The organism is Richelia sinica FACHB-800 (assembly GCF_014698825.1).
Lineage (GTDB): Bacteria > Cyanobacteriota > Cyanobacteriia > Cyanobacteriales > Nostocaceae > FACHB-800.
The window spans coordinates 45,462-69,085 of record NZ_JACJTT010000016.1 but is presented as its reverse complement, the minus strand read 5'-3'; the positions used below and the strand labels follow the sequence as shown (position 1 = coordinate 69,085).

Annotated in this window: 22 protein-coding genes and 1 tRNA gene; 13 read left to right on the top strand and 10 right to left on the bottom strand. The window is 41.7% G+C overall.

Annotated features, from left to right (window positions below; all coding sequences use genetic code 11):
* Positions 1 to 87: 87 nt before the first annotated feature.
* Positions 88 to 519 (bottom strand): AbrB family transcriptional regulator, encoded by a 432-nt coding sequence (locus tag H6G73_RS13060; RefSeq protein ID WP_190605053.1) that lies wholly within the window; start codon positions 517 to 519, stop codon positions 88 to 90.
* Between the two features lie 1,237 nt (positions 520 to 1,756).
* Between H6G73_RS13060 and H6G73_RS13055 the strand changes: the two genes are divergently transcribed.
* Positions 1,757 to 2,755, top strand: coding sequence for a succinate dehydrogenase/fumarate reductase iron-sulfur subunit (locus H6G73_RS13055; RefSeq protein WP_190605051.1), 999 nt, complete (start codon positions 1,757 to 1,759; stop codon positions 2,753 to 2,755).
* Between the two features lie 57 nt (positions 2,756 to 2,812).
* Here the strand turns inward: H6G73_RS13055 and H6G73_RS13050 are convergent, their stop codons facing one another.
* The 4 genes from H6G73_RS13050 to psbX form a co-directional block, all read right to left on the bottom strand.
* Positions 2,813 to 3,340 carry a TolB family protein gene (locus H6G73_RS13050; protein ID WP_190605049.1) on the bottom strand — a complete coding sequence of 176 codons (528 nt, stop codon included), beginning with the start codon at positions 3,338 to 3,340 and terminating at the stop codon, positions 2,813 to 2,815.
* 106 nt (positions 3,341 to 3,446) lie between these two features.
* Positions 3,447 to 4,010 carry a PD40 domain-containing protein gene (locus tag H6G73_RS13045; protein WP_190605047.1) on the bottom strand — a complete coding sequence of 188 codons (564 nt, stop codon included), beginning with the start codon at positions 4,008 to 4,010 and terminating at the stop codon, positions 3,447 to 3,449.
* A gap of 46 nt (positions 4,011 to 4,056) precedes the next feature.
* A complete protein-coding gene (locus tag H6G73_RS13040) occupies positions 4,057 to 4,980 on the bottom strand; it encodes a Ycf66 family protein (protein WP_190605044.1) in 924 nt (307 codons plus the stop codon).
* 183 nt (positions 4,981 to 5,163) lie between these two features.
* A complete protein-coding gene (gene psbX, locus H6G73_RS13035; protein ID WP_190605042.1) occupies positions 5,164 to 5,283 on the bottom strand; it encodes a photosystem II reaction center X protein in 120 nt (39 codons plus the stop codon).
* Positions 5,284 to 5,496: 213 nt separating this feature from the next.
* Between psbX and H6G73_RS13030 the strand changes: the two genes are divergently transcribed.
* Entirely contained in the window at positions 5,497 to 5,790 is a 294-nt protein-coding gene (locus H6G73_RS13030) for a YggT family protein (protein ID WP_190605040.1), read from the top strand.
* A 70-nt stretch (positions 5,791 to 5,860) separates the two neighbouring features.
* Here the strand turns inward: H6G73_RS13030 and accC are convergent, their stop codons facing one another.
* Positions 5,861 to 7,213, bottom strand: a complete 1,353-nt coding sequence (gene accC, locus H6G73_RS13025) for an acetyl-CoA carboxylase biotin carboxylase subunit (protein ID WP_190605038.1) — start codon at positions 7,211 to 7,213, stop codon at positions 5,861 to 5,863.
* 379 nt (positions 7,214 to 7,592) lie between these two features.
* On the opposite strand from accC, the gene H6G73_RS13020 reads away from it, so the two are divergent.
* Both H6G73_RS13020 and recN read left to right on the top strand, forming a co-directional pair.
* Positions 7,593 to 7,673 (top strand) — tRNA-Leu (locus H6G73_RS13020).
* Between the two features lie 566 nt (positions 7,674 to 8,239).
* Positions 8,240 to 9,991: a DNA repair protein RecN gene (gene recN, locus H6G73_RS13015; RefSeq protein WP_190605036.1), complete on the top strand. Its 1,752-nt coding sequence runs from the start codon at positions 8,240 to 8,242 to the stop codon at positions 9,989 to 9,991.
* On the opposite strand, the gene H6G73_RS13010 is transcribed toward recN, so the two are convergent.
* Positions 9,975 to 11,078 carry an alkene reductase gene (locus tag H6G73_RS13010; RefSeq protein ID WP_190605119.1) on the bottom strand — a complete coding sequence of 368 codons (1,104 nt, stop codon included), beginning with the start codon at positions 11,076 to 11,078 and terminating at the stop codon, positions 9,975 to 9,977. The two genes, recN and H6G73_RS13010, sit on opposite strands and share 17 nt — an antisense overlap.
* A gap of 106 nt (positions 11,079 to 11,184) precedes the next feature.
* Between H6G73_RS13010 and H6G73_RS13005 the strand changes: the two genes are divergently transcribed.
* From H6G73_RS13005 to H6G73_RS24430, 7 genes are all read left to right on the top strand, one after another.
* Positions 11,185 to 11,559 carry a winged helix-turn-helix transcriptional regulator gene (locus tag H6G73_RS13005; protein WP_190605034.1) on the top strand — a complete coding sequence of 125 codons (375 nt, stop codon included), beginning with the start codon at positions 11,185 to 11,187 and terminating at the stop codon, positions 11,557 to 11,559.
* A 101-nt stretch (positions 11,560 to 11,660) separates the two neighbouring features.
* Positions 11,661 to 12,296: an alpha/beta hydrolase gene (locus H6G73_RS13000; RefSeq protein WP_190605032.1), complete on the top strand. Its 636-nt coding sequence runs from the start codon at positions 11,661 to 11,663 to the stop codon at positions 12,294 to 12,296.
* Positions 12,297 to 12,452: 156 nt separating this feature from the next.
* Positions 12,453 to 12,665 (top strand): protein IsiD, encoded by a 213-nt coding sequence (gene isiD / locus H6G73_RS12995; RefSeq protein ID WP_190605030.1) that lies wholly within the window; start codon positions 12,453 to 12,455, stop codon positions 12,663 to 12,665.
* Positions 12,666 to 12,751: 86 nt separating this feature from the next.
* Positions 12,752 to 13,993: a bifunctional phosphopantothenoylcysteine decarboxylase/phosphopantothenate--cysteine ligase CoaBC gene (gene coaBC / locus H6G73_RS12990; protein WP_190605028.1), complete on the top strand. Its 1,242-nt coding sequence runs from the start codon at positions 12,752 to 12,754 to the stop codon at positions 13,991 to 13,993.
* 115 nt (positions 13,994 to 14,108) lie between these two features.
* The gene (locus tag H6G73_RS12985; protein ID WP_190605026.1) at positions 14,109 to 15,308 is read left to right on the top strand and encodes an AAA family ATPase; all 1,200 of its coding nucleotides are present in this window, start codon (positions 14,109 to 14,111) and stop codon (positions 15,306 to 15,308) included.
* Positions 15,302 to 15,523, top strand: coding sequence for a hypothetical protein (locus tag H6G73_RS24435; protein ID WP_242034189.1), 222 nt, complete (start codon positions 15,302 to 15,304; stop codon positions 15,521 to 15,523). Before H6G73_RS12985 ends, H6G73_RS24435 begins: the two co-directional genes overlap by 7 nt.
* A complete protein-coding gene (locus H6G73_RS24430; RefSeq protein WP_244997511.1) occupies positions 15,487 to 15,945 on the top strand; it encodes a DUF4276 family protein in 459 nt (152 codons plus the stop codon). Before H6G73_RS24435 ends, H6G73_RS24430 begins: the two co-directional genes overlap by 37 nt.
* A 26-nt stretch (positions 15,946 to 15,971) precedes the next feature.
* On the opposite strand, the gene H6G73_RS12975 is transcribed toward H6G73_RS24430, so the two are convergent.
* Positions 15,972 to 17,261: a hypothetical protein gene (locus H6G73_RS12975; protein WP_190605024.1), complete on the bottom strand. Its 1,290-nt coding sequence runs from the start codon at positions 17,259 to 17,261 to the stop codon at positions 15,972 to 15,974.
* 230 nt (positions 17,262 to 17,491) lie between these two features.
* On the opposite strand from H6G73_RS12975, the gene mutS reads away from it, so the two are divergent.
* Positions 17,492 to 20,053, top strand: a complete 2,562-nt coding sequence (gene mutS, locus H6G73_RS12970; protein WP_190605022.1) for a DNA mismatch repair protein MutS — start codon at positions 17,492 to 17,494, stop codon at positions 20,051 to 20,053.
* A 156-nt stretch (positions 20,054 to 20,209) separates the two neighbouring features.
* Here the strand turns inward: mutS and hemB are convergent, their stop codons facing one another.
* A complete protein-coding gene (hemB, locus tag H6G73_RS12965) occupies positions 20,210 to 21,190 on the bottom strand; it encodes a porphobilinogen synthase (RefSeq protein ID WP_190605020.1) in 981 nt (326 codons plus the stop codon).
* A gap of 274 nt (positions 21,191 to 21,464) precedes the next feature.
* Entirely contained in the window at positions 21,465 to 21,806 is a 342-nt protein-coding gene (locus H6G73_RS12960) for a DUF4870 domain-containing protein (RefSeq protein WP_190605018.1), read from the bottom strand.
* 126 nt (positions 21,807 to 21,932) lie between these two features.
* Here H6G73_RS12960 and prfC point away from each other — a divergent pair, with 126 nt between their 5' ends.
* The gene (gene prfC / locus H6G73_RS12955; protein WP_190605016.1) at positions 21,933 to 23,561 is read left to right on the top strand and encodes a peptide chain release factor 3; all 1,629 of its coding nucleotides are present in this window, start codon (positions 21,933 to 21,935) and stop codon (positions 23,559 to 23,561) included.
* Positions 23,562 to 23,624 lie beyond the last annotated feature (63 nt).

The window sequence follows — 23,624 nt, the reverse complement described above, 5'->3', positions numbered from 1 at the left end:
TTGAATCGGTAAGCAGAAATTGCTAATTATCGTCTTCGCTGATAGGATAGCTAATCACTCATCCATGACGACTGAATACTAACAAACTTATTCCTCTTCATCTAAATCAGATTCATCTGAGTCTTCATCGACTGAGGTTAGTTTCTTGTCACTTTCACCTAATTGAATCAAGTGAATGTGCTTGTAACCCAGTCTAATTTCAAACTCATCACCAGGCTTTAATCCCATTGCTTTAGTGTAAGTTGCACCAATCACAATTTGACCGTTTTGATGAACACTGACCCGATATGTCGGTTCGCGACCACGTCCATCTTTTGGTGCTTCTGGACTTAAGGGAATGCCCCTAGCAGATAGCAACGCATCATAAAAATCGGTGAGATTAACACGCACCTGATTATTTTTTGTAACGGTGTAATAACCACACTGCTTTGCTCTTTCTCGACGTGGTAAAGTTGAAAGTTCTTTTACTTTCGCTAGCAGTGCTTTTCCTGTTAATGGGGCAATTGCAGTTTCAGTCATTATGCTCAAATTTTCCTTATCTCTCCAAGCTGATCAACAATGTCTTCTTATCCCCAGATTTGGCCTCTTAGCTACTGCACAGAGATGGTGAAGACTAGAGGGTGAATAGTGATTCCCTGCTGATTATGAAGCCCAAGCAAACCTATTGTGTAATCACAATAGATTATAGAGTCATGGTTCCCACAGATATTTATTTTTGGTATTTTGACGGCACTTTTAACCATCATTCGCCATGAAAAAACAAATTATTTTCTCTTTGGCGCTACTGTAGTGGTGTAACTTCAAGCCACCTTTACAAATCAGGTTAGTTATACTACGAAAAAGTCGTAGCTCCGTTAAATTGCAGGTTTTTCACGCTTATTGCTGGTCTTTATTGCTTTCGAGTTATAGAGTTATCTCTATTAATTATCTCCAGCTTAGGACAAGCAAAGTATTTAGGTTTGGTCTTACGGACACACCCTTTCGTCCTGCCAGTAGAGACTTATTTTTTAGTCCCCACATTACTTAATAACAAAACAGCAAGAGCCGCGCTTAAACGGTTTTTAATACTGGCTTTGTTACTGCGTAATTGTATATTAAATACTAGCATGGACTAATAATAGCAAACTATTTATTTTTTTTTGAATAAAACTTTGATCAGCAACTTTTATTTAAATTCCTGGATTTACACAGCCAAAAACCAGATGATATTTTTTATAGCCTTGGTGGGCGGAGGATTTTGGAGTCAATCATTTTATAAAAATTAATCTAATTGGATTAGCTGCTTTGAGGGATAAGTAAAATTCAATGTTTTTTTTGATTGACTGGAGACAGAAAACAGGTGGATTTTTCCATCGGTTGATTGCTGAAGCCGCAAAAATCTGAGTTGATTCTGTACTTCTGTCTAGAGGAAGAATCAATTTACCACATCTATCAGCTGTTTGATAGCCATCAATAGAAGATGTTTATCTGCTTTAACACTTCTATATAATTAATTTTCACATTTGCCCCAACTGGGGAAAGAATTTTTTGATTGGATCTGAGAAAGGTTGACAACTTGATTGGATCGTAGCTCCAGGTCAACTAAAATTTTTTATGGTTATCCTGGAACTGGAATCATTAACTCTCACCCTGTCCGTTTATTAGCAGCTGAGATTGAATCATAGTTCAAGACAGTAAAGTCCTAATCAACAACTGCGGTACTGAATTCGTGATTTCCAAGGGATGAGAAGCAATTTTCAGACTATAGCTGGTAGCAATGGAAATTATTTTTAAGATTTATCGGCAGCAACAAAATTCTACCCCTGTTTTCCAGACTTTTCTTTTACAAGTAGAACCAGGTAATACAATTCTCGATTGTCTCAATCAAATTAAATGGGAACAGGATGGAACTTTAGCATTTCGCAAAAATTGCCGTAATACAATTTGTGGCAGTTGTGGTATGCGAATTAATGGACGTTCTGCTTTAGCTTGTAAAGAAAATGTAGGCAGCGAACTAGCCAGATTAGCAAAAATATCGTCATCAAAAGCGGAAACTAATCCTTTGCCAGAAATGACGATCGCACCCTTGGGTAATATGCCTGTGATTAAAGATTTAGTTGTAGACATGAGTAGTTTCTGGAATAATTTAGAAGCAGTTGCTCCCTATGTGAGCACAGCAGCCCGGCAAATACCAGAAAGAGAATTTTTACAAACACCACAAGAGCGATCGCTCCTGGATCAAACAGGTAATTGTATTATGTGCGGCGCTTGTTACTCTGAATGTAATGCCCGCGAAATTAATTCCGACTTTGTGGGACCCCATGCCCTGGCCAAAGCATATCGGATGGTGGCAGATTCCCGCGATACTAATACAGAAAATCGCCTGGAAAACTATAACGAGGGGACAAAAGGAGTTTGGGGTTGTACTCGTTGTTTTTACTGCGACTCCGTTTGTCCCATGGAAGTAGCACCATTAGAACAAATTACCAAAATTAAACAAGAAATTCTCGACCGCAAACAAGCACAAGACAGTCGGTCAATTCGCCACCGCAAAGTATTGGTAGATTTAGTCAAAGCAGGTGGATGGATTGATGAACGCCAATTTGGCTTAAATGTGGTTGGTAATTATTTCCGTGACCTGAGAGGCTTACTCAGTCTTGCACCTTTAGGTTTACGAATGCTAATTCGTGGCAAATTTCCCCTCTCCTTTGAGCCATCAGAAGGGACAGAACAAGTGCGATCGCTGATTGAGTCGGTGCAGGAGAAAGAAGTTTAGGAGTATGCCTCCGGCACGCTACGCGAACAGAAGAATGAAGAAGGTTAGTACGCTGGCTTATCTTGGTTCTTGAGGGATATTCAATGGTTGACCAAAACGGTCATACACTAAAATATCCCATTGACCATTGTTGCTATATTCAAAGGCAATTCTGGTGCCATCGGCACTAATTGTAGGGTTGCGAAGTTCTGCTTGGAGATTAGGGGTTAAATTGCGCGATTGGCGAGTTTCTCGGTCGTAGAGGAAAATTGCTGAACGTCCTTGACGACTAGCAGCAAAGACGATAAATCGACCATCTTCAGAAACACCGGGATGGGAGGCGATAGTATCTAAAGCATTTAACCCAGGTAAATCAATCAAATTTCGGGTCAGAGTATCAAACATATATACATCTTGACTACCCCGGCGATCGCTAGTTAAGACAATATATCTTCCTGCTGTTTGGGGGTTTAATTCTGAGGCTAGACTATTTAAACCCCTGCCCCCGGCATCAAATGGGTAACTCAACAGCCGGGGGTAGCCAAAACAACCGGTTAATAAATTAGACGAGAGCAATACCAATATAAATAGAGAATATTTATTCATCGGTTAATACCGTTTCATTTTTGCACTTTCATAAAGATGCGTGGTTAGGAGTAGAGCGCAATGCTAAACCCTAATTTCCAAAACGGATTTGTAATTTTTTTATTGATTACTGCGGCGGTACATTCACAGTTGCACCATTGGGAATATCTAACTCTACTGTCGGGCCTCGGTCAAGAACTTCCACATCCCACTGACCGCGACTCGCAGACTCAAAAGCTATATATCGTCCATCGGGGCTGATATGGGGATTGCGTATCCAGCCACGATAGGTAGGAGTGAGAATTTGTGATTGCTGAGTGGCGCGATCATAGAGAGTCACCACAGGTCTACCTTGGTCACTAGTTAAGTAACAAATATAACGTCCGGTATAACTCAAGCTAGGACTTTCGGCAATTGTTTCTCCACGATTTAACCCAGGAGTCCGAATCAAAGTTTGGGTTTCTAGGTCAAACACCAACAACTGTTGATTACCATACCGATTGGAAACAAATGCTAAAAAACGACCATTTCCACTCAACGCCGGTTGTTCATCAGTGAAACGGCTATTGAGAGAAGCGGGGCCTATAGGAATATCATTAGCACCGCAGGAGACAAGCAAGCTCGTCAAACCAAAAATCAGGCTCCAATGAAAAGGTCGTTGGAGCCAAAACGTAGGCGTAAATGTTTTCACATCAACTGTTTTCCGTCGCCGTAGTGACTACCACACCCCAAAAGATTTAGATATCGTCATCATCAAAATTAGTAGAATTATCTGACTCGTCATTTGGCTTTTCAATTGGGTTATACGGTACGTAATCAGTTGGTATAGCCTCATCATCGTCAAGCGATCGCCTGGGATTAGAATCAACCGGTCTACGGCGCTTCCTTGTCGTCCTTGGTGTCACATCATCCTCACTCACCTCTGGACGCTGGGGTCTATTACTAGTGCGACGTGAGGGCTTTCTCGTCTCATCTTGTCCTGATGTATTATCCCAATCATTCACTTCCCTAGCACTAGAACCCCAGTTGTCTTCATCCTCAATTTCTGGGGAACGAGTCACAGGACGACTGTTAGTAGGACGACGTTTTCTCTCCGTAGTTTCTGGCTTTTCTCGACTGCGACGTTCAGCACGACGGGGAGCTTCATCTTCGTAGTAATCATCTCGTTGGGAACGTTCTTCCTTACTACCAGGAATTCGCCTACGGACAGGACGGTCTTCCTCATCGTAATAAGGTAGGGGTTCTAAATCCGCATCCATCTCCGCTTCTTGATAATTTCTGCGCTTAGAGTAGGAATAACGCCCACTCACATCACGCTCATCATCCACAATCGGAGTATTACGTTTGGCTTGTTGAGTAGCTATACTCCGTAAACGGATACTTTCCACTGCAAAAAATACTGTCGTACCAACCAACAGCAGCTGACCGAATTGCAAAATTGGATCAAGCCGCCAGCCTTGGAATACTAAAATAAAGCCACACAGTAAACCCACTGCTGCAAAAAAGATATCCTGATCCCTTGACAGTTCTGGACGTACTGAGCGGAGAAAATACAGTGCTGCCCCAGCCACAGCCAGGAAAATTCCTAGAATACTGGCTGAGTTCGCCCCAAAATTTACCTGAGCCAGAACACTGGCTGAGTTCAGCCCAAAATTTATCATTGCTGTTTTCCCAATATCAAATCTATGTTAGCGAGTCACACTTCAAATCTCCACCGTTGCCAGGAACCATAAACCCTTGAGCTTACCACTTAAAAACCTTTGCCTATCAGCAAAAGCCATCCTTTTAAGAATAGCTTACTGATAGACAACAGGTAGTGAGAGTTACTGTGACTCAACCAAGCATTAATTACGCTGGATTTTATCTTTCTGACTGATGAAAATCAAACCAACAGTGGCAGGGATTACAACTATTGCCGCACCCCACACCAAGCTCCAAAGAAAGTTTGCTAAAGATGGTGTCATAGTTCTCAACCTTTTTTTACACACTTCTTCCTAATTTTAATGGTGTATCAGTTTCTTGAGAAGCCGTTCAGCATTACATAATCAATACTTTCCTCTGACTTCCATACAGAAAATGACAGCATTTAGTTAAAATTAGAGAGAAAATAGTTTACAAAGCTTAAAAATTTTAAGCTTTTGAGTTTTTGTTTGCTTCACAGATAGTAGCTCAAACCGATGACTGGTGTTAACCTGATTTCTTTGATTCTTGGCCCCGTCTTGGGAGTGATGACGTTTTTGTTTATTTTCCGCATCATTCTCACTTGGTATCCACAAGTGGATCTTAATCGCTTGCCTTTTAATCTAATCGCTTGGCCGACAGAACCCTTTCTAGTTTTATTACGCAAAATCATACAACCCATTGGTGGGGTAGATATTACTCCCATTATTTGGGTGGGTATTTTTAGCTTAATTCGAGAAATTCTCTTAGGTCAGCAAGGATTACTGACCATGATGTCTCGTGTGAGTTAAGAGTAATTGGTATTGGGTACTGGGATGTTTTCACTCACCAATTACCAATTACCAAGACCTGAATTACTTGTTACTTACCTAAATTATTCATCTCCTGGACAAAATTGGTGTAAATATTGCCCTGCACAAACTGTGGATTCTCCATGATTTTCTGGTGGAAGGGGATGGTGGTGGGTAGCCCAGTAATGGCACATTCCCTGAGCGCCCGCTTCATCCGGTTAATGGCTGTAGACCTATCTGGCCCCCAAACAATTAATTTACCAATGAGAGAATCATAGTATGGGGGAATTTGGTAGTCTGTGTAGACATGGGAATCAATCCGCACCCCAGGCCCTCCAGGGGGTAGATAACCGCTAATTCTCCCAGGAGCAGGACGAAAATCATGGTCTGGGTCTTCGGCATTAATCCGGCATTCTATGGCGTGACCTCTTAAAATTACTTGGTCTTGAGTCAGTCTGAGTCTTTCTCCTTGAGCAATACGGATTTGTTCCACCAGCAGGTCTATCCCGGTGATCATCTCGGTGACAGGATGTTCAACTTGGATGCGGGTGTTCATTTCCATGAAGTAAAATTTGCCGTGCTTATCTAAGAGAAATTCTATGGTGCCGGCTCCAGTGTAGTTAATGAATTGAGCAGCTTTGACCGCAGCTTCTCCCATTTTTTCCCGTAGGTCTGAATCAAGAGCAGGACTAGGGGCCTCTTCTAGCAATTTTTGATTGCGACGCTGAATAGAGCAGTCTCTTTCTCCTAAGTGAATAACATTACCGTAGTTATCCGCCAAAATTTGAAACTCGATATGGCGGGGACGTTCGATAAATTTTTCTATATAGAGACCAGCGTTACCAAAAGCTGCACCTGCTTCCGATTGAGCCGCTAGGAATAGTTTTGAGAATTCTTCTTCGGAACGCACTAGACGCATTCCTCGACCACCACCACCAGCTGTGGCTTTAATCATCACCGGGTAGCCAATTTCTTTAGCGATCGCTAACCCTTCCTGCTCTGATTCTACCAAGCCATCACTGCCAGGTACAGTGGGCACTCCTGCCCTCTGCATCGTTTCCTTAGCCGTTGATTTATCCCCCATTAAGCGAATCGCTTCCGGGGTCGGGCCAATAAAGGCAATGTGATGATCAGCGCAAATTTCCGCAAACCGAGCATTCTCAGATAAAAAACCATAACCAGGATGAATAGCAGTAGCATTTCTGGTTAAAGCTGCGGCAATAATATTGGGAATATTTAAATAGCTTTTTCCACTGGCAGGTTCCCCAATACAAACCGCTTCATCAGCTAGTTGAACATGGAGAGCATTTCGGTCAACAGTAGAGTGAATGGCAACCGTCGCAATTCCCATTTCCTCACAGGCTCGGAGAATGCGAAGGGCGATTTCTCCTCGATTGGCAATTAATATTTTGTCAAACTTCATTTTCTAGCTTCGATATCAGTACCAGTAGATTGACATTTTCTCCCATCCCATTCACTTAAAGCTGTCGCATTAATGCAAATTCTGATAGAAGATTTCCGCCCCCCATTCTCAGTAGAGTTGAGGATTGGTTTGGTTGCCTCCACGAGTTGTGTACTAGACTAACAAGATTTCTAGCGTCAGTCTTGAGCAGTTTCCCGAAATTGGCTGTAGTGAGTTAACCGTAACTGGTCTTATCACTCTATTCCTTTTCATATCACTTGTGCGGCCATCTAATTTCTATTTATTTCCCAAGAAACCGGAAAAAATTTGTGAAAAATTTTGCTGAAATATTGCACTGTATCTATCTTGTTGTGCTATATTGTTTATTCAGGCAACCCGTGCGGATGTGGCGGAATTGGTATACGCGCACGCTTGAGGTGCGTGTGGCTTTGCCTTGCGAGTTCGAGTCTCGCCATCCGCATATTAAAGGTGATATGGGCAAGTTAAAAGGACGAGTTTTACACCGAACCTTTTTGCTTGCCCTTGTTGCGTTTGGGGGGAAGAAGTTCAGAAGTTACAGAAGTTGCAGGAGTTACAGAATAATTAATGCCATTGCGGCTGAACTTCTGTTCACGTTCACTTAGTGTGCCGGAGGCATACTTCTGTACGGGCGGGTTTACCAAAATTCTCGTTCATAGTTGATGATATGTGTAAACCCGCCCCTACTGACTTCTGTTCGCGCAGGGTGGCGTAGGCATACTCCTGTACGGGCGGGTTTACCAAAATTCTCGTTCATAGTTGATGATATGTGTAAACCCGCCCCTACTGACTTCTGTTCGCCCAGCGTGCCGTAGGCATACTCCTGAACTTCTGAACTCCTGAACTCCTGAACTTCTTCTTCCCTAGTAGATACAATCGAGGTTATGTCAAAATAGGTGTGGTTTTATTTCTACTGCCATGCCTCAAAATCACTATGTTACTAGGGCAGGTATGAAGAGATAGAACAGGGATGTATCCGGCATTTGCCCTCACGGAGATTGTGACCTGATGTTGCTATGCCTAAGAATTGAAAACTTTGCCCTAATTGACCAGTTAGAATTGGAATTTGGGCCGGGACTGAATGTATTGACAGGGGAAACTGGTGCGGGAAAGTCGATTATTTTAGATGCACTGGATGCGGTTTTGGGTGGGAAGGTGTCTAGTCGAGTATTACGCACAGGAACCCACCGGGCATTGGTAGAGGGGACTTTCGCGGTTAATCCTCCCTTGGCAGCTTGGTTGAGTGAGCAGGAAATTGATTTAATTGATGATAATTCTGTGGTGATTAGCCGGGAAATTACGGCGACAACAAGTAATATTCGCAGTCGTTCACGGGTAAATGGGGTGTTGGTGAACCGTCAGTTGATGGTAGGATTGCGCGATCGCTTGGTGGAAATCACGGCCCAAGGACAAACTGTACAAGTAGGGCAATCTGCTCAAGTCCGGGATTGGTTAGATTTATATGGTGGTGAGGCTTTAATTGAACAACGTCACAAAGTAGCCGCGGCTTACAATGCCTATCATCAAGCACACCAAACCTTAGAAAAACGCCGCACTTCGGAACGGGAAAGACTACAACAATTAGATTTACTGACTTATCAAGTCCAAGAATTGGGTGCAGCTAATCTCGCCGATCCCCAAGAAATGGAACAATTAAGTCAAGAACGGGAACGCTTGAACCATGTTGTTGATTTACAACAGATGAGTTACAAGGTTTATCAAGATTTGTATCAAAATGATGATGAAAGCCCCACCGCATCTGATTTGTTGGCAGATAGTGAAACCAAATTAAATCACATGGTGGAGTTTGACTCCCAATTAGAAACGTTGCTGGAATTGGTGCGCGATGCTCAAGCGGCTGTGGTGGAGGTGGGGAGACAAATTAATGCCTATGGGGAAAATTTAGAAGCTGATCCCCAAAGATTAGAGGAAGTAGAAGAAAGAATTCGGGAATTAAAACAAATTTGTCGCAAGTATGGCCCCACTCTAGGAGAAGCGATCGCATACTATGAGCGTATCCAAGTTGAGTTGGCAGAACTGAACGATAATGAACAGTCAATAGAAATTTTAGAACAGCAAGAACAAGCCTTTTTACAATATCTTTTAGAGGTTAGTCAGCAATTAACCCAACTGCGTCGCCAAAGTGCAGCTAATTTAGAATTCCGCTTAATTGCCGAACTGAAACCTTTAGCAATGGATAAAGTCAAGTTTCAAATTGATATTTCTGCCGTTGCCCCCACTGCCACAGGTGCAGATAAAATTACCTTTATGTTTAGCCCCAACCCCGGTGAACCACTGCAACCATTAACAGAAATTGCCTCTGGGGGGGAAATGAGCCGCTTTTTATTGGCGCTGAAGGCTTGTTTTACTCAAGCGGATGCAGCAGCCACAATGGTATTTGATGAAATTGATGTGGGTGTCTCTGGTAGAGTTGCCCAAGCTATAGCGGAGAAGTTACACCAACTCAGTAGTAGTCATCAAGTATTGTGTGTGACTCACCAACCTCTAGTGGCAGCGATGGCAGACCGCCATTTTCGTGTCGATAAACAAGTAATTAATCAAGGGAAGGGCAATAAAACCAGCAATGGCAGTGCTGAACAACGTACTGTGGTGCGAGTTACGAGTTTAGATAACTTAAGCACCAGACGAGAAGAACTAGCACTGTTAGCGGGGGGAAAATCAGCCAACGAAGCGATCGCCTTTGCAGAGTCATTATTACTACAAGCAGCTAATCACCGACAAATTAAGGAGAAGGGTTGAGGAAGGGATAATCAGTGTAACCTTGCTCTAAATTCTGTTCTCCTTTGCCATAAACTGTGGCAAAATCCGGGGCATTGAAGACAGCATCAATGGCAAAACGTTCAGGTAAGTCTGGGTTAGCAATGAACAGCTTGCCAAAGGAAACTAAATCTGCCCCACCTGTGGCGAGAATTTGATTAGCTGTCGATTTGTCATAACCACCATTGGTAATGATTAACCCTTGATATAAGGGACGAAAAGTGGAAATCACGGGATTGATCACATCACCGGTGGCTAAATCTTGTTCGTTGGGTTCCATTAAATGAATATAAGCCAGGGAAAAGCGATTTAGTTGCTCAATCACATAACTGAATGTGGCTTTAGGGTTAGAGTCTTCCATCCCATAAAATGTATTGCTGGGAGATAATTTAATCCCGACGCGATCGCCTTCCCACACTTGACAAACTGCCTCCACTACCTCCAGCAGAAAACGAGCGCGGTTTTCAATGGCACCCCCATATTGATCAGTTCTTTGATTAGACCCATCTTGCAGAAACTGGTCAATTAAATAACCAAACGCCCCATGTAACTCAATGCCATCAAACCCAGCTTCTAGGGCATTTACCGCACCTTGGCGAAATTGTTCGACAATTGGGGGTATTTCCTCAGTTTCTAACGCACGGGGTGTTTCTAGATTAACTTTACCCATGGGAGTATGTAGAGTTCCCACAGCAGCGATCGCACTGGGAGCAACAGGCAATTCACCATTGAGTAAAGAAGGATGTGCTACCCGTCCACTGTGCCACAGTTGTAGAAAAATTTTACCACCCTGACCATGAACTGCTCCTGTTATCTGCCTCCAAGCACTTACTTGTGCTGGTGAGTAAATACCGGGACAGTTAATATATCCATGACTGAGGGGCGAAATCATCGTGCATTCGGTCACAATTAACCCAGCTGAAGCCCTTTGAGCATAATATTCTGCCATCAACGATGTGGGAATTGACCCAACTGCCCGCAACCGCGTCATCGGTGCCATAACTATGCGGTTTGGTAAGGTGTATCTACCTAATTGCACAGGTGCAAACAAATCTATTGTTGAACTCATCATGATCAACTCAGTTTCTAGTCTAAAAACGCTCAATCCTTGGCTACTTCAGGCTAAAATAACTGCGGCACAAACACAATAAGGTACCAAATGGTGCGTGGGGGAAATGTTAGACGACTTTCCAGAACCAGAATTATTCACTCTCAATTGTCCAACTCAACAAATTTTGGATGTGATAGCTGATAAGTGGAGTGTAATTGTGTTGTATTGTTTAGCCTACCGTTCACGAAGATACACAGAAATTCAACGTCGCATTGAAGGAATTTCCCAAAAGGTGCTGACTCAAACCCTGCGGAAATTAGAACGGCATGGATTAATTGAACGTCAGGTATTATCAGAAATGCCCCCCAACGTTGAATACTCTCTCACAGCTTTAGGAAAAACCCTCATTGACCCCTTACTAGGGATCGCTAATTGGTCAAGAAAATACTTCGAGGAGGTGGAAGCTGCACGCGATCGCTACGAACAGCAGCAAGTATAATTCCTGTTTTGATGATTTGATTAAATTCACAGTCTGAGCAAAAGCAAATTAGTCATCTTCCCCAGGTTTTAATTAAAAATTTCCTCTATCACCAATTTGTTATGACCACAACTTTGGAATATATCAAGTTTCCTTCTTCCTCCAGTACACCTAAGGGTTTAATCGTGACTTTACATGGTTGGGGTGCAAATGCCCAGGATGTAGCAGGTTTATTGCCCTATTTAAACTTAGGAGACTATGAATTTGTCTTGCCTAATGCACCCTATCCCTATCCCTATGCTCCTAACGGCAAGGCTTGGTATGATTTACAAGCAGAAAATATGTATCAAGGATTGCCAGAAAGTCGTCAATTATTGATAGATTGGTTGCTATCTTTAGAAAGTCAAACTGGTGTACCTTTATCACGCACAATTTTAAGTGGATTTTCTCAAGGTGGTGCCATGACTCTGGATGTGGGTTTAAATCTACCTTTAGCAGGTTTAGTAATGATGAGTGGTTATCTACATCCGGGGACGGGAACGACGACACAAACTACTTTTCCACCCACATTAATCATGCACGGGAGACAGGATACAGTCGTACCCTTGCAAGCAGCAATTAAAGCCAGAGATATGGCTAAAAATCTGGGAGTGCCGATTGAATACCACGAGTTTGATATGGGTCATGAAATTGATGTAGAAATGTTAGATGTGTTACGCAATTTTATTCTTGAGATTGATGGTGCAGATCGTGGGTGAGACTCTGTAATGTATCTTTTCCAAAATAGGCTATAAATCAGAAAAATGTTTACAAAATAGAAGCCCGTTAATGAGTAAGATAGATTGGGTGGAAGATTTTAGCACGACTCCACCCCAAGCTGAATGCGAGTGCTGTAAAAGGGAGGGGCAAGCATTATGAAAACTCTCAGCATTTCCAAAAACGAAATTGCTGCCATGACAGCAGAAGATGTTCAAGAGTTAGCAACACGCCTAGAGTTGGATAACTACAGCAATGCGTTTGAGGGTTTAAATGATTGGCATCTACTACGGGCAATTGCTTTTCAGCGTCCAGAGTTAGTTGAACCCTATATCTATCTCTTAGATTTAGAACCTTACGACGAAGCCTAAAATTGCAAAATTGGAATTTGAGTTGGGGTCTGGGGTCAGTGGTATCAGAATTACTATCTTAAAATCTGCTTGATTTGCAAGTGTAAATGCAGTCAACCGTAAATCCAAAATCCTCTAGTCGGGTTCTCATTGGTGTAGGCGGCGGTATTGCCGCCTATAAAGTCTGTGAAGTAGTATCTCGACTATTTAAATCTGGTGTGGAAGTACGAGTGATTTTGACTCGTTCTGCCCAGGAATTTATCACGCCTTTAACATTAGCAACCTTATCCCGTCATCCTGCCTATACGGATGATAGTTTTTGGCAACCAATACATTCTCGCCCTTTGCACATTGAATTGGGTGAATGGGCTGATTTAATAGTTATTGCGCCCTTAACTGCCAACACTTTAGGCAAGTTAGCCTATGGGATGGCAGATAATTTATTGACAAATACAGTGCTGGCTTCTACTTGTCCCGTGTTGTTGGCACCCGCAATGAATACAGACATGTGGGAACAGGTAGCTGTGCAACGCAACTGGCAGCTATTGTTAACAGATAGGCGTTATCATGGAATGAGTACCGCATCGGGGCTGTTGGCGTGCGATCGCATCGGTGCTGGTAGAATGGCAGAACCCCCAACCATTGTTAATCATATCCAATCATTACTCCACACTCACGGTAACCGAGACTTAGCAGGAAAAACCGTCTTAATTAGTGCCGGAGGAACAAGGGAATTTTTTGACCCTGTAAGATTTATTGGTAATCCTTCCACAGGTAAAATGGGGTTAGCCTTAGCTCAAGCAGCAATGCACCGAGGTGCAAAAGTTATATTGGTACATGGCCCTGCGAGTTGGGAAGTACCGTTGGGAGTAGAACCGATTCCTGTAGTCAGTGCAGACCAAATGCAGCAAGCAATGTTAGATGCCTTGCCAAAAGCTGATGTAATTGTTATGTCTGCCGCAGTGGCCGACGTTAAACCTAGAGATTATAGTAGCGAAAAACTACCCAAGCGATCGCTCCCCGAAAACCTACCTTTAGCACCGGTCACAGATATAGTTGCTGAATTAGGCAAACGCAAACAACCCCATCAATTACTGATTGGTTTTGCCGCACAAACTGGCGATATTATTACTCCAGCCAAAGAAAAATTACAACGCAAAAAACTAGATATTATCGTTGCTAACCCCATTGACCAACCTGATAGCGGTTTTGGTAGTGATCAGAATCAAGCTGTATTTTTAGACAAGCAAGGACAGCAAATAGAAATTCCACCATGTTCTAAATTAGCAATGGCACATTATTTATTTGATTTGACTGTGCCGATTTTGGAAGGAATCAAAATTATATAAAATAAAGTAATCTTAGCTTTATTTGTAAATCTAGCTATTTTTTCAGTTTCACATATTTTATTGTGCTATATCCAGATTTTTGTATATATTTTGAGAATTACTATTAGAGAAGCAAATGGAAGGCAAAAGATTTATTCACAAAATAAAATTACAAAACTTCCTTTCTTATGGGAGTGAGGGAGTAGAAATAGAACTACAGCCGCTAAATGTATTAATTGGTGCTAATACATCAGGCAAATCTAACTTAATAGAAGCTTTTAGTATTTTAAAAGCAACACCAACGGATTTACCTGCTCCTTTTCGTCAAGGAGGAGGAGTTAGTGAATTTTTATGGAAAGGTAGTCAGGAAACATCAATTGCTAATATAGAAGTTATTTTAGATTATCCTACTAGATCCCAAAACTTAAACTACAATCTTAGCTGGACTGCAATCGCTCAACGCTTGGAAGTAGTAGATGAAGCTGTTGAGAATGAACAAGCCTATGAAGGAGAAGAAGATGTATATTTTTATTATCGTTATCAAAAGGGCCGTCCAGTCTTAAATATCAATACAATCAAAGATGATGGAGGAAGATATGAACGAAAGCTGCGTAGAGAAGATTTAATTTTAGATCAGTCAGTTTTATCCCAAAGAAAAGATCCTGATTTGTATCCGGAGCTTTCTTATCTTAGTACAGAGTTTTCCAAAATAGGTTTATATCGTCACTGGCAAATGGGCAGATATTCAGAACCTAGAAACGCCCAAAAACCAGATTTACCACAACATCCTTTACTAGAAGATGGCAGTAATTTAGGTCTTTTTTTAAATGACTTAAAGTACAGAATAGGTAATCAAAAAATAATTGAAAAACTGAGAAAGTTCTATGAGCAAGCAGAAGAATTAGATGTAAGAATATATGGTGGTACAGTACAGATATTTATTCGTGAAGAAGGTCTAATTCAACCAATTCCTGCAACTCGTTTATCTGATGGAACTCTAAGATATCTATTTTTAATGGGTTTACTCCTTGACCCCACACCTCCACCATTGATTTGTATTGAAGAACCAGAAATCGGATTACATCCAGATATTTTACCAACGATTGCTGAAATGTTAATTGAAGCTTCCCAGAGAACACAATTAGTTGTGACAACTCACTCTGATGCTTTGGTTTCTGCTTTGAGTGAATATCCTGAATCTGTGATTGTGTGTGAAAGAGATAAAAAAGGATCTCATCTCCACAGACTTGAAACTGAAAAATTAAAAGACTGGTTAGAAAACTATACGTTGGGTGATCTTTGGTTAATGGGTGAAATTGGTGGTGGGAGATGGTGAAAGAAATTAGAATTTATATAGAAGGTGGTGGTGATAGTAAAGATACTAAAAAATGGCTCAGAGCTGGATTTAGTAATTTGTTTAAATCATTATCTGATTTAGCAAGAACCCACAAAATTAGATGGAATATTATTATTTGTGGTACTCGTAATCATGCCTTACGGGATTTTAAAAATGCATTAAAGTCCATCCAGAGGCATTTAATGTATTACTAGTAGATGCAGAAGCGCCTGTAAAACTAAGTTCTCCTTGGGAACATTTGAAATTGAGGGATAATTGGGATAAACCAGCAGGAGTTAATGATGATAATTGTCATTTAATGGTACAAGCGATGGAAGCTTGGTTTATGGCTGATATTGAAACTCTCAGCGAATTTTATGGACAGGGATTTAGAAGGAATAAAATTCCCCTAAATAACAATGTAGAGAATATTGTCAAAGATGATTTGGAACCTAGCCTAAAATTGGCAAGTCGTAGCACTAGCAAGGGTGAATATCACAAAATTAACCATGCCTATAAACTGCTAGGATTGATAGATGTAGATAAAGTTCGTCAAGCTTCACCGTATTGCGATCGCTTCTTTACCACTTTAACAGCAAAAATCTGTATAGCTAGCAGTCAAGCTGATGAGGAATGATAAAATTCTAGGGACTAAATCACCTATCATTTTAATGAAGCTGAATTATCCACAATCCCACCATTATCAATAGCATTATAAGCATTATTATTAGTTAATCCTAACCAAGGGTCAGAACTGGGGGTTAAAAACAACTCAGCATATACTTTTTCATTGAGTTGATTGACATCTGCTGTGTCATTTCCTTGTAAAAACCATTGGTGGATTTGTCTGTGGAAGACATATTCATTTCTCACAGTATCCAAAGCCATTACGTTTTCAAAATTACGAATGACATCGGCTAGACTATTTTCATCTGTAACATTGGGCAATTTCTTGGCTTTAATTAAAGCAATACTATTGCTATCTAGTTTGGCATCATTTTGATATTGTCTTGCTAATCTATTCCAAGTTCTTTGGTCAATAATATCGAAGGGACTAGGATTATTTTCTAATGTATCAGGTTCAATGGCATTGATGAGAGGTCTTTCCACCACTGCTTTAGAAACAGCCAAAGAACCAGCTAATCTAGCGTTAGTAGAGATGGAATTACCAGGAAGTTCAACTAATGTGGGTGGAGATTGAATACCTAATTTTGCTAAATCTTCTCTCCATTGATTAGCAATTTGATCAAGACGACGCAGATGATATTGTTGTAATGTAGTTTCGTATTCTTGACCTTGGCGTTTACCTAAGTCTTTAACTATAACTGATGCTTGATTGAGTTGTTTGAGAAAAGCCTTAGGCCCATACAGTCCCGGAATTGCATCAACGGGACGACCAGAACTATCTAAAATGTAGTGAATACTGTTTCCTGTAATTGTTCTTTCTAATTTGCGTCCATCACCAAAATCAATGGTGACTCTTGGAACTGGACGCACTGTTTGCCAATGTAAAATAAAATTGTCTCTTAAATATTGGGAAATTTCTTGATTAGGATAAAGTGCGACGCGGAAAAACCGACTATTCGCACAACTGAGGTTTGTATCTAATCTACCTAGCAATCGTAAAGATAAAATTGGTTTACCGCTAGTTTTTGCCGCAGCTTTAGCTTGTTCTAAGTCGGTGTACCAGTACAATTGAGACGCATAACAGTCTTTTTGTTGACATAGTTGGTCTAAAGCAGTTTTGATTGGTGCAGCAGGTGGAGATGTTAAGTTATTAACATAGGATTTGAGAAAGGTTTGTAACCCTGATTGTCCTTGTGACCTTAATCTAGCTACTTCTGGTAAGAGTTTTGATGTTTTTGTATCAGTATCTTGTGTGTAACCTGCTTGTGCAAACACTAGACTTAATAGTATAAATGCAAACGAAGTATTTAAAGTGGTGAATTTCATAGTTTTTTATCTCTCACTACTCTTTTATAACTATGTGATGGGGGTTTTGACAGCAAGTTCCTGGTAGTAGGGGGTGGAAACAGAGGTGGAAGGTTAAAAATATTTTGAGCGATCGCTTTCCCTATCCCTGACCACGCTATCATCGGATACTGTGCCTGTAGTTATTTTTAGTTCTTTCAGTATAAATTCAGCATTCTATTTTAATTTTTAATTTTTATATTTAATGGCTTATGACAACTCCTACACCGGAACCCAATCAACAAAATACACCTCTTAGCGATACGCGACAGATAGCAGACCGTAGCAAGCTAAGTAAGATGTATCAGCATTATGTGGAAATGAAAGATAAATATCCCCATGCACTGCTGTTATATCGAGTCGGAGATTTTTTTGAAACCTTTTTCCAAGATGCGGTGACTGTTTCCAGAGAATTAGAATTAGTTCTCACCAGCAAACATGGTGGTGAAGTTGGTCGAGTGGCAATGACTGGTGTTCCTCACCATGCTTGGGAACGTTATACAACACTGTTGGTAGAAAAAGGTTATGCAGTGGTAATCTGCGACCAGGTAGAAGATGCTGCGGAAGCTGTAGGTTTAGTTCGCAGGGAAGTTACCCGCATCCTCACCCCTGGAACTTTGCTGGAAGAAGGCATGCTCAAAGCCAGTCGCAATAATTACTTAGCGGCTGTGGTAATTGCGGCTAATCATTGGGGTTTAGCCTATGCGGATATATCAACTGGGGAATTCCTCACCACACAGGGTAGTGATTTAGAACACCTAACCCAAGAATTAATGCGGTTACAACCGTCCGAGGTACTAGTTCCCACCAATGCCCCTGATTTAGGTAGTTTACTTCGTCCTGGGGAAACATCGCCCCATCTTCCCCAATGTTTACCACCTGCTTTTTGTTATAGCTTGCGATCGCAACTACCCTTTTCTCAAGGAGAAGCCAGAACTAAATTATTGCAGAAATTTAAAGTGCGATCGCTCGAAGGTTTAGGTTGTGAACACCTCACCCTGGCAGTTCGCGCTGCTGGTGGTCTATTGGAATATATAGAAGATACCCAAAAAGAAAACCCGATTCCCCTCCAGACCCTACGCACCTATACTATTACCGATTATTTAATTGTTGACCACCAAACCCGACGTAATTTAGAAATTACCCAAACAGTCAGAGATGGTACGTTTCATGGTTCATTGTTATGGGCTTTAGATAGAACCAGCACCGCTATGGGTGGACGAGCATTAAGAAGATGGTTGTTACAACCGCTACTGGATGTTAAAGGCATCAAGGCCAGACAAGATACAATTCAAGAACTAGTTGAGAATACACCATTACGTCAAGATTTACGGCAATTATTACGGCAAATTTACGATTTAGAAAGGTTAACAGGTCGGGCAGGTTCAGGAACAGCCAATGCACGGGATTTAGTCGCCCTAGCTGATTCTGTCTCTCGTTTACCAGAATTATCACGGTTAGTTAGTGACGCTTACTCACCCTTCCTTAAGGCTTTGCAAAAAGTTCCATCTGTGTTAGAAGAACTAGCACAAAAAATACATCACCATATCGTAGAATCACCACCAATTCACCTCAAGGAAGGGGGGTTAATTCGTGCTGGTATAAATCCTCAATTAGATGAAAGAAAAGCTACCGTAGAATCAGACCAGCAATGGATTGCTAATTTAGAAGTAGATGAAAGAGCGAAAACGGGAATTCCTACGTTGAAGGTAGGGTTTAATAAAACCTTCGGTTACTACATTAGTATTTCCCGCGCTAAATCTGACCAAGTACCCGGTAATTATATTCGCAAGCAAACTTTAACAAACGAAGAACGTTATATCACTCCAGAATTAAAAGAAAGGGAAGCGCGTATACTTACCGCACGAGACGACTTAAATCAGTTGGAATATGAAATTTTTGTAGCTTTGCGTGAAGAAGTGGGACAGCAAGCAGAGATGATTCGTAACTTGTCTCGTGCGGTTGCTGCGGCTGATGTATTATGTGGTTTAGCAGAATTGGCAGTTAAACAAGGTTACTGTCGTCCAGAAATTCTTGCTGGGAGAGAAATAGAAATTATTAATGGTCGTCATCCTGTGGTGGAACAGTCTTTACCTGCGGGGTTTTTCGTCCCCAATTCCACTTGGTTAGGGAAAGAAGAACAAACTCATGACCAGTCAGCAGATTTAGTCATTTTAACAGGCCCCAATGCCAGTGGTAAAAGCTGTTATTTACGTCAGGTGGGGTTAATTCAGTTAATGGCGCAAATTGGTAGCTTTGTTCCTGCCCACTCTGCTAAATTGGGATTGTGCGATCGCATCTTTACCCGTGTCGGTGCAGTTGATGATTTAGCCACAGGACAGTCTACCTTCATGGTAGAAATGAACGAAACCGCCAATATTCTCAACCATGCAACTGCTCAATCATTAGTTTTATTAGACGAAATTGGCAGAGGTACTGCCACCTTTGATGGTCTTTCTATTGCTTGGGCCGTAGCTGAATATTTAGCAGTGGAGATTAAAGCGCGAACGATTTTCGCCACCCATTACCATGAATTAAACGAACTGGCGGGAATGCTATCTAATGTAGCTAATTATCAAGTCACAGTCAAAGAACTGCCAGACCAAATCATCTTTTTGCACCAAGTTCAACCAGGTGGTGCGGATAAGTCCTATGGAATTGAAGCTGGAAGATTAGCAGGTTTACCCACTGTAGTTATTCAAAGAGCAAAACAAGTCATGGGACAAATTGAAAAACACAGTAAAATCGCTATTGGTTTGAAGAATTTAGAATAGCAGGTTACAGGTTACAGGTTACAGGTTACAGTGCCAAAAGCCTTTGAGTGTCTAAGCGTTAATCAGGATTTTCCAGTATCTTCACTGAAAAATCCCAGATGAGGCACAAAGAAACTGTGATTCTCTCTGTACCTCTTTATGAAACATCAATGCAACTTAAGCTAACCACCTAGCCGCATCTTTGGCATGGTATGTTAAGATTAAATCTGCACCAGCACGTTTAAAGCTAGTTAAGGTTTCCATCACAACGCGCTGTTCATCAATCCAACCGTTCAAAGCTGCCGCTTTAATCATTGAATATTCGCCAGACACATTATAAGCAGCAACAGGCAAATTGCTAGCTTCCTTCACCCGCCAGATAATATCCATATATGCCAATGCTGGTTTTACCATCAGCATATCCGCACCTTCAGCGATATCTAATTCTATTTCCTTAATGGCTTCACGGGAATTACCTGGGTCCATTTGGTAGGTGCGTCTGTCACCAAATTGGGGTGTAGATTCGGCTGCATCTCTGAAGGGGCCATAGTAAGCAGAGGCATATTTAGCAGCATAGGACATAATGGGTGTGTCTTGAAACCCTGCTTCATCTAAACCACTACGAATCGCTTGGACAAAACCATCCATCATGCCTGAAGGTGCAATAATATCTGCACCCGCTTTAGCTTGAGATACAGCTGTTTTCTTGAGTAATTCTAGAGTCGGGTCATTTAATACCCTTCCTGTTAAATCACCAACTTGTAAATAACCGCAATGACCATGAGTTGTATATTCACACAAGCAGGTGTCAGCTACTACAATTAAATCGGGAACTGCTTGTTTCACTGCGGTGGCTGCTGTTTGCACAATACCGCAATCGTGCCAAGCCCCTGTAGCATCTACATCTTTATCCGCAGGAATTCCAAATAGAATAATAGCGGGAATTCCTAAGTCGTAAACCTCTTTGGCTTCTTCAACAATTTTGTCTACCGATAACTGATAGACACCAGGCATAGATTTGACTTCCTTCGCAATACCCTCACCAGGAACAGCAAATAATGGGTAAATCAAATCGCTAGTGGTTAAAACGGTTTCTCGTACCATCCGACGTAATTGGGGATGAGTACGCAAACGGCGGGGGCGATGTGTAGGAAACATATACTTGTATGCAGGATAAAAATGCAATGGACAAATAACAAAGCGGCACAAAAGCAGGTTTTTAGGCTGCTTTCGTCAGAGACACTACAAGCAGTGCTTAACTGTCCTTTGCCCTACTGTTGATGAAGCTGTGGGGCAATTTTGTGTTGTACTGCTTGGTCTGAAGTTTAAGCACAAAAGACTCAAAAAAACCGTCTCAATAATTGCCATTCATTGATTTAGGAAAATCGGGTAATTAGCCATGGCTATTCAATACTAATTACCATAATTTGTCCTAAATGATGCGGAAAATCAAGGGATAACGAAAGGGTTGATCAGGATTACTAAAAACCCGAATAATCGCCCAAATTGTCAATCCCCAATGGAGTAAATATCCAATAATTGCGAGGGGAAATAGTAAAAACAATGTAATCCACACTAGAAATCCAATTATTCCACCATACAACCAGACATTGAAGTGGAAATTAATAGATTCTTTGGCATTGTCTTTAACTACCGGATCATCGGATATGAAGAGGATGGCAATGGGTAAACCAACCGAGACAAAAGTGGTGCTGAAAAAAATTGCTCCGTGACACAGCGCAGATAATATCTTTCGCTTGTCCGCGTCGTACATTTTTTCCTCCTTGGCAGGTAGGCCCTTGATTATATTACGACCCTATCATGAGCATCATTGTCTTAAGATGAAAAGACTCCCTGTAGTGGAGAAAAATTACGTTAATTTAAGTTAAGTTACACAAAAATGTCTAGTGAACTGCAAACAGAACTGACGGAAGCGGTGGAACTACGCCGCAATTTTGCGATTATTTCTCACCCTGATGCTGGTAAAACTACTTTAACAGAAAAGCTACTTTTATACGGAGGTGCAATCCATGAAGCTGGGGCGGTGAAAGCAAGAAGGGCCCAGCGTAAAGCTACTTCCGACTGGATGGCTATGGAACAGCAACGGGGTATTTCTATCACCTCAACGGTGTTGCAATTTAATTACCAGAATTGTCAAATCAATTTATTGGATACACCGGGACACCAAGATTTTAGCGAAGATACTTATCGGACTTTAGCGGCTGCTGATAATGCGGTAATGCTGATTGATGCGGCTAAGGGTTTGGAACCACAAACGCGGAAGTTGTTTGAGGTTTGTAAACTGCGGGGCATACCTATCTTTACGTTTGTCAATAAACTTGACCGTCCAGGTAGAGAACCTCTGGAACTGTTAGACGAAATTGAGCAAGAATTGGGATTACAAACCTATGCAGTCAATTGGCCCATTGGTATGGGCGATCGCTTTCAAGGGGTGTTTGACCGCCAAAAGGAACAAATTCACCTGTTTGAACGCAGCGCCCATGGTAGCCGTGAAGCAAGGGATACGATCATTGATTTAGGTGATGCCAGAATTGAGCAGTTGTTGGAGCAAGAACTTTATCACCAACTTAAAAATGATTTGGAGCTTTTGGAAGGAGTAGGGCCAGAACTGGATTTAGATTTGGTTCATCAAGGAAAAATGACCCCGGTCTTTTTTGGTAGCGCCATGACCAACTTCGGGGTAGAACTGTTCTTGAATTACTTCCTAGATTACGCCTTGAAGCCTGGTGTACATAACAGCAGCATTGGTGAAGTCCCCCCCACTTATCCCGAATTTTCCGGCTTTGTATTCAAACTCCAAGCGAATATGGACCCTAAACATCGCGATCGCGTGGCATTTATCCGGGTCTGTACAGGGAAGTTTGAAAAAGATATGACAGTAAACCATGCACGCACTGGCAAAGTTGTTCGTCTCTCCCGACCCCAAAAACTGTTTGCCCAAGAACGAGAATCGATTGATGTGGCTTATCCTGGCGATGTCATCGGTTTAAATAACCCAGGTGTGTTTGCGATTGGTGACACCATCTATACAGGTACAAAGTTGGAATATGAAGGTATTCCTTATTTCTCACCAGAACTGTTTGCCCAACTCAGAAACCCCAATCCATCCAAATTTAAGCAATTCCAAAAAGGTGTATCGGAATTACGGGAAGAGGGGGCTGTACAAATTATGTACTCTATCGATGAGTCCAAACGCGATCCAATCTTGGCAGCAGTGGGTCAATTGCAATTGGAAGTGGTGCAGTTTCGCCTACAAAATGAGTATGGTGTGGAAACCTTACTCGAATTACTGCCCTACAGCGTGGCCCGTTGGGTTGAAGGTGGTTGGGAGGCTTTAAATCAAGTGGGACGTTTATTCAACACTACAACAGTCAAAGACAGTATGGGTCGTCCAGTGCTATTATTCCGCAATGAATGGAATTGTCAACAGCTACAGGGAGACCATCCCGAATTAAAATTAAGCGCGATCGCCCCTGTATTTTCCAGTCAAAAACCAGTGGAAACTTAACTCACACTTGCTGCTGCATGGAATTAAGCCCCCTTTGGGGGAAATTAATTTAAATTTGGAGCA

Coding starts and splice junctions, on each gene's coding strand:
- H6G73_RS13050 (WP_190605049.1), bottom strand. CDS start 3,340: ATGAATAAATATTCTCTATTTATATTGGTATTGCTCTCGTCTAATTTA.
- H6G73_RS13055 (WP_190605051.1), top strand. CDS start 1,757: ATGGAAATTATTTTTAAGATTTATCGGCAGCAACAAAATTCTACCCCT.
- H6G73_RS13000 (WP_190605032.1), top strand. CDS start 11,661: ATGACCACAACTTTGGAATATATCAAGTTTCCTTCTTCCTCCAGTACA.
- H6G73_RS13010 (WP_190605119.1), bottom strand. CDS start 11,078: ATGAGTTCAACAATAGATTTGTTTGCACCTGTGCAATTAGGTAGATAC.
- H6G73_RS12960 (WP_190605018.1), bottom strand. CDS start 21,806: ATGTACGACGCGGACAAGCGAAAGATATTATCTGCGCTGTGTCACGGA.
- hemB (WP_190605020.1), bottom strand. CDS start 21,190: ATGTTTCCTACACATCGCCCCCGCCGTTTGCGTACTCATCCCCAATTA.
- coaBC (WP_190605028.1), top strand. CDS start 12,752: ATGCAGTCAACCGTAAATCCAAAATCCTCTAGTCGGGTTCTCATTGGT.
- accC (WP_190605038.1), bottom strand. CDS start 7,213: ATGAAGTTTGACAAAATATTAATTGCCAATCGAGGAGAAATCGCCCTT.
- H6G73_RS24435 (WP_242034189.1), top strand. CDS start 15,302: ATGGTGAAAGAAATTAGAATTTATATAGAAGGTGGTGGTGATAGTAAA.
- H6G73_RS13005 (WP_190605034.1), top strand. CDS start 11,185: ATGTTAGACGACTTTCCAGAACCAGAATTATTCACTCTCAATTGTCCA.
- H6G73_RS13030 (WP_190605040.1), top strand. CDS start 5,497: ATGACTGGTGTTAACCTGATTTCTTTGATTCTTGGCCCCGTCTTGGGA.
- H6G73_RS12975 (WP_190605024.1), bottom strand. CDS start 17,261: ATGAAATTCACCACTTTAAATACTTCGTTTGCATTTATACTATTAAGT.
- isiD (WP_190605030.1), top strand. CDS start 12,453: ATGAAAACTCTCAGCATTTCCAAAAACGAAATTGCTGCCATGACAGCA.
- H6G73_RS13060 (WP_190605053.1), bottom strand. CDS start 519: ATGACTGAAACTGCAATTGCCCCATTAACAGGAAAAGCACTGCTAGCG.
- recN (WP_190605036.1), top strand. CDS start 8,240: ATGTTGCTATGCCTAAGAATTGAAAACTTTGCCCTAATTGACCAGTTA.
- psbX (WP_190605042.1), bottom strand. CDS start 5,283: ATGACACCATCTTTAGCAAACTTTCTTTGGAGCTTGGTGTGGGGTGCG.
- H6G73_RS12985 (WP_190605026.1), top strand. CDS start 14,109: ATGGAAGGCAAAAGATTTATTCACAAAATAAAATTACAAAACTTCCTT.
- mutS (WP_190605022.1), top strand. CDS start 17,492: ATGACAACTCCTACACCGGAACCCAATCAACAAAATACACCTCTTAGC.
- prfC (WP_190605016.1), top strand. CDS start 21,933: ATGTCTAGTGAACTGCAAACAGAACTGACGGAAGCGGTGGAACTACGC.
- H6G73_RS13040 (WP_190605044.1), bottom strand. CDS start 4,980: ATGATAAATTTTGGGCTGAACTCAGCCAGTGTTCTGGCTCAGGTAAAT.